Source organism: Pontibacterium sp. (assembly GCF_041587635.1).
Classification (GTDB): Bacteria; Pseudomonadota; Gammaproteobacteria; order Pseudomonadales; family Balneatricaceae; genus Pontibacterium.
In genome coordinates, this window is the sequence record NZ_JBFGYC010000311.1 from 1 (window position 1) to 4,810 (window position 4,810).

4 protein-coding genes and 1 pseudogene are annotated in these 4,810 nt (G+C 51.3%); 3 read left to right on the plus strand and 2 right to left on the minus strand.

The genetic code is table 11. The features are described from left to right. On the minus strand, window positions 1-1,021 hold a 1,021-nt coding region (locus ABYW01_RS14275; protein WP_372833840.1), incomplete at its 3' end, for an efflux RND transporter periplasmic adaptor subunit. A 553-nt stretch (window positions 1,022-1,574) separates the two neighbouring features. Here ABYW01_RS14275 and ABYW01_RS14280 point away from each other — a divergent pair. From ABYW01_RS14280 to purU, 3 genes are all read left to right on the plus strand, one after another. Next, complete coding sequence (locus ABYW01_RS14280) at window positions 1,575-2,462, plus strand: TIGR01212 family radical SAM protein (protein ID WP_372833843.1); 888 nt, start codon at window positions 1,575-1,577, stop codon at window positions 2,460-2,462. Window positions 2,463-2,507: 45 nt separating this feature from the next. Then, window positions 2,508-3,152: a TatD family nuclease-associated radical SAM protein gene (locus tag ABYW01_RS14285; protein WP_372833845.1), complete on the plus strand. Its 645-nt coding sequence runs from the start codon at window positions 2,508-2,510 to the stop codon at window positions 3,150-3,152. An 81-nt stretch (window positions 3,153-3,233) separates the two neighbouring features. Then, a complete protein-coding gene (gene purU, locus ABYW01_RS14290) occupies window positions 3,234-4,097 on the plus strand; it encodes a formyltetrahydrofolate deformylase (protein WP_372833847.1) in 864 nt (287 codons plus the stop codon). Window positions 4,098-4,118: 21 nt separating this feature from the next. Here the strand turns inward: purU and ABYW01_RS14295 are convergent. Beyond that, window positions 4,119-4,810, minus strand: a pseudogene (locus ABYW01_RS14295) (alkaline phosphatase family protein); the annotation flags it as partial.

The window sequence follows — 4,810 nt, forward strand, 5'->3', positions numbered from 1 at the left end:
CAATATCACCGGCGCTCAGACCGGTAAGAATCTCAATCCCATTAGAGGTGATTTTGCCGACCTCCACATCTGCACGACTGACACGCATAGTATCGGGCGCCACTATCCAGATCTGACGGAATTGACTGTCAGCAGGTGTATCTTCAGCTGAAAATACCGCTTCAACCGGCAGGACAAACCGCAGACTTTCCAGTTCAAATACACGCGTCAGATCAAACTGAACAGATGCAGTCATGCCTGGGAAGACCTCCAACGCTTTTGGCTGTTTCATACTGAGGGTCACAGAATAGGAACCCGTTTTTGGGTCCGCCTCAGCAGTACGCTCGCGATACTCGGCTTTAAAGCTTCTATCAGGCAAGGCATCAAAGAAAATATCAGCCCGCTGATCACGTGCATCAGGTTTAGTTGGCAGGGCTACAATCCACTCAGGCACCTGAAACTCGATATCGATCTGGTCCCCAGACTGAATGACGATGACCGGCTCTTTGGCCTGAATATTTTGGTAGTTTTCGACCAAACGGTGTGACACGGTTCCGTCGTAAGGCGCGCGCAGTTCAGTGTATTTCACATCCAGCTCAGCACGTTTCAGCGCGGCTCGCGCAACATCCAGCTCAGCACGTTTTTCGTCATACAGCGATGCCGACACCAGCTTACGCTTTAACATCTTATCGAAACGATCATACTGGGCTTTGGCGAGGCGATACTGGGCACGACGCTGATCCAGCACCACCTTATAATCGGCCGGATCCAGCCGCGCCAGCAATTGACCTTTCTGTACGGGCTGCCCTTCCTGCGCAACCAGTTCGGTTAACTCCCCGGGAATACGAAAAGCCAGCTCGGTTCGCGATGTCGCTTTTACTTCTGCGGGGAAAGTCCGGATCTGTTGCGCCAGAGGATTTTCAATCGTCAGCAACTTAGCCGGTCGTACAATCTCTGTATCAACCCCAACCTCATTGGCCTGCGCCACCCCAAAGAGCGTTACGCTGGATAACACCAGCAATAGTTTTTGCCAAAGCGCCACGGATTCAACCTCGCTAACAGAGTCTGTAATTCACCTTAGCTTACCGGGCGATTCACACAGTAAGAATATAGCCTCCTCTATAGCTGATATGCACAAAACACATATCACAACCACGCACATTCAACTTAATTGATAACATATTATGGCTGGCACGTTGGATTTTGCGGCTTACACCGGCGTAAGGAGCATCATATGGATCAGATCTCGTTTAATGCCATTACCCTAAGAACCGATATCTACCGCTCAAGGTACGCTGCTTAGGGAAGCGATTTTCGCCAGGCAACCAGCATGGCTGCAATCGCTGCCTTGATCTCGAATTGCTCTGAAAACCAGAGTCGTTTCGGACTTATTCGTAGGTTCCGTAGTGGACTTTCTTAAAGAGAAGCGGACTGAACAGCCGATGTTTACAATCAAAAGATAGGAGCCAGCTTTCTTCTCCGGTTAGAGCCAAAGCTAACTTAAGTCAGCTAGCTTGATAATCGTCAACGCTGCTCCGAGCGGATAACGCTAGCCTGCCCTACTTCTGTTCATCACAACACTCACAGGCATCGCTATGGATCTGACCCGTTACGTAAACACCTTCGGTAAGGCAATGCGTGCCAAATACGGCCAGAAAGTACATAAAGTATCGATCAATGCCGCGTTTACCTGCCCGAACCGGGACGCCAGCAAAGGTATCGGAGGCTGCACGTTCTGCAACAACGCATCGTTCAACATCAACGCGCAACAGGCGCCGAGCATTGAACAACAGCTTTGCGAAGGAAAATCGGTTGTGGGTCAGAAAAAGAACGCGGAAAAGTTCATCGCCTATTTTCAGGCATACACCAGCACCTACGCTGATGTGAACGTTCTCGAACAACGCTATCAAACCGCACTGAACACACCGGACGTGATTGGCTTATCGGTTGGCACCCGACCCGACTGCGTACCGGATGCCGTACTTAAACTGCTGGCGGAGTATCAGCAACAAGGTCACGAAGTCTGGCTGGAGCTCGGTCTTCAGTCAGCAAACGATGATGTGCTGAGGCAGGTCAATCGAGGACATGATGTAGCATGTTATAAAGACGCCATCAGACGCGCCAAAGCCTACGACTTACAAGTGTGTACGCACCTTATTGTCGGCCTGCCCGGCGAATCACTTGAAGCAAGTATCGATGCTGCATCAATGGTGACTGACCTGGGGACCGATGGGCTGAAGATACATCCACTGCATGTTGTAAAAGGCACGCAGATGGCACGGCAGATCAAGCAAGGCACTATCCCTAATCTGAGCCAAAGCCAATACGTTGACATCGTTACACGGATCATAAGACAAGCTCCGAGCGAGCAGACCTTCCACCGTTTAACAGGCACCGCAAATAAAGACCTGCTGTTAGCGCCAGACTGGTGCGTGCGTAAGTGGTCTGTGCTGAACGCGATCTATGATGAACTGGCCGCCTGATCTTTATATTGCGGTATTAACCTGACAGAGACCGATCCGGAAGTAATGAGCATTAAACGCCCAAACCCAAGCAGACGCTACGCGAATACAGAACCCGATACGCTGGTTTACCAGATTGATGACCGACTGTACGTCAACCTGACGGATCGCTGTACCTTGGCCTGCACCTTCTGCCCCAAACACAACGGCTGTACGGAAGTAAAAGGTCATGAGCTCTACCTGTCTGAACGCCCGGATGTCGAAGAGATCATTCGTCTGATTGATGATCCAACCCGCTATGCTGAAATCGTTTTCTGCGGCTACGGCGAACCCACTCTGCGACTGAAAGATCTACTCAAGATTGCACGCACAGTTAAAGCGAAAGGGGGGCGCACCCGTATTAACACGGACGGGCTCGCCAATCGGTTCCATAAACGCGACGTCACTGCTGATATGGCGGAATGTATCGATGCGCTCTCTATCTCACTCAATGCGCAGGACGAAGCCACGTACAACCTGCACTGCGAACCCAGCATGAAAGGCTCCCACGCCGAGGTGCTGGCATTTATCGCTGCCGCCGCCAAAGTCATCCCTGATGTCTCGGCAACCGCCATCGACGGTCTTGAAGGGGTTGATGTGGAGCGTTGTGCACAACTGACAGAGGCACGTGGTGCAAAATTCCGCGCGCGTTATCTGGATCTGGTTGGTTAAAACTGCGCTTCAGCACCTACACTTATATGATCGTTTGAGTTCCATGCTCTGTGAAAATAATCATATACAGGAGTGCTGATGATGTCTGAGCAACATTGGATTTTAACGGCCCATTGCCCCAGTCAGCTGGGCACTGTTGACGCAGTGACCGGCTTACTCTATCAACAAGGCCAGTACATCACTGACCTGCAATCGTTCGATGACCGTCTGCATCAGCACTTTTTTATCCGTGCACAATTCCGACCGGAAGATGAATTTGATGAACAGGTGTTTCGTGATGCCTTTCAAGCAAGGGCCGAGAAGTTTGGTATGGAGTGGACGCTCAGCCCAAGCGCATTGAAATACAAAGTCGTGATCATGGTTTCAAAATTTGATCACTGCCTCAACGACCTGCTGTATCGCTACCGCACCGGCCAGCTCCCAATTGAGATCCCCGCGATTATCTCCAACCACCCGGACCTGAAAGCACTGGCGGACTGGCACAACATCCCCTATTACCACCTGCCGATTACCGCGGAAACTAAAGCCCAGCAAGAAGCGGATGTATGGAAGATCATCTGTGACAGTCAGGCCGACCTGGTCGTGCTCGCCCGCTACATGCAAGTATTGTCTGAGGATATGTGTGCCAAGCTATCGGGACGGGCGATCAATATTCATCACTCCTTGCTTCCGGGTTTTAAAGGTGCACGCCCTTACCATCAAGCCTATGAGAAAGGGGTAAAGCTGGTCGGTGCCACTGCACACTATGTGAATACCGATCTGGACGAAGGCCCGATTATCACGCAGGGCATAGAGCCCGTCGATCATACCTATTACCCGGAAGACCTGACCGCCAAAGGACGTGATATAGAGTGTGTCACCCTCGCCCGAGCCGTGCGCTATCACATAGAACGGCGCCTGTTCCTGCACAGCAAACGCTGCATTGTATTTGCAGATTCACAGTAAAAACACTGCGTCCAGAAGCCTCTAGTCACTGACCAGAGGCTGCTCACCTTTTGGGTCGGGAAAGTGGGTGCGACTGCCATTTGCACCCAACACACTGATGGAGGTCGGTTGACCTTCCGGTCCTAAATAGACCAACCCCAGTCCACTGCCATTGTGCAGATGATTGGGCTCTTCTGTCGGACGTCGGGCTTTGATACGCATATGACGACGCTTAGTGAACCAGTTCAGCGGGGATCGACTGCCGTACAACATACGGTTAATCCGATCCAGCCACGGTAACAACTTCTGCGGGAACTCGTTTTTCATGCCACTACAGGTAATCTGCCAGATGCTCGGGCTATTCTTCCGATGACGGACAACGACATCGTAAACAAACGAGTAATGCACATCACCGGAGAGGATCACAAAATTCTGCGGTGTTTTAGGGTGACGAATAATATTCAGCAAAGTACTGGCGGAGCCCGGATGCGCCATCCAGTTTTCCGCATCCACCGTCAACGCGTGGCCAAAATAGGTAAATACACGCTGGATGGTTTCTATCAGTTTTACACCAAAAATTGGTGCGGGTGATACGATGACGACGGCCGATTCGTCAATCAACTCCTGCTGCAGTTCAGACATTGTCTCCCAATCCATCAACCCGGACGGTTTGGACAAGCTATTCTCCGACCACCAACGATGGGTGCGGGTGTCCAACACCACCAACTTTGGAG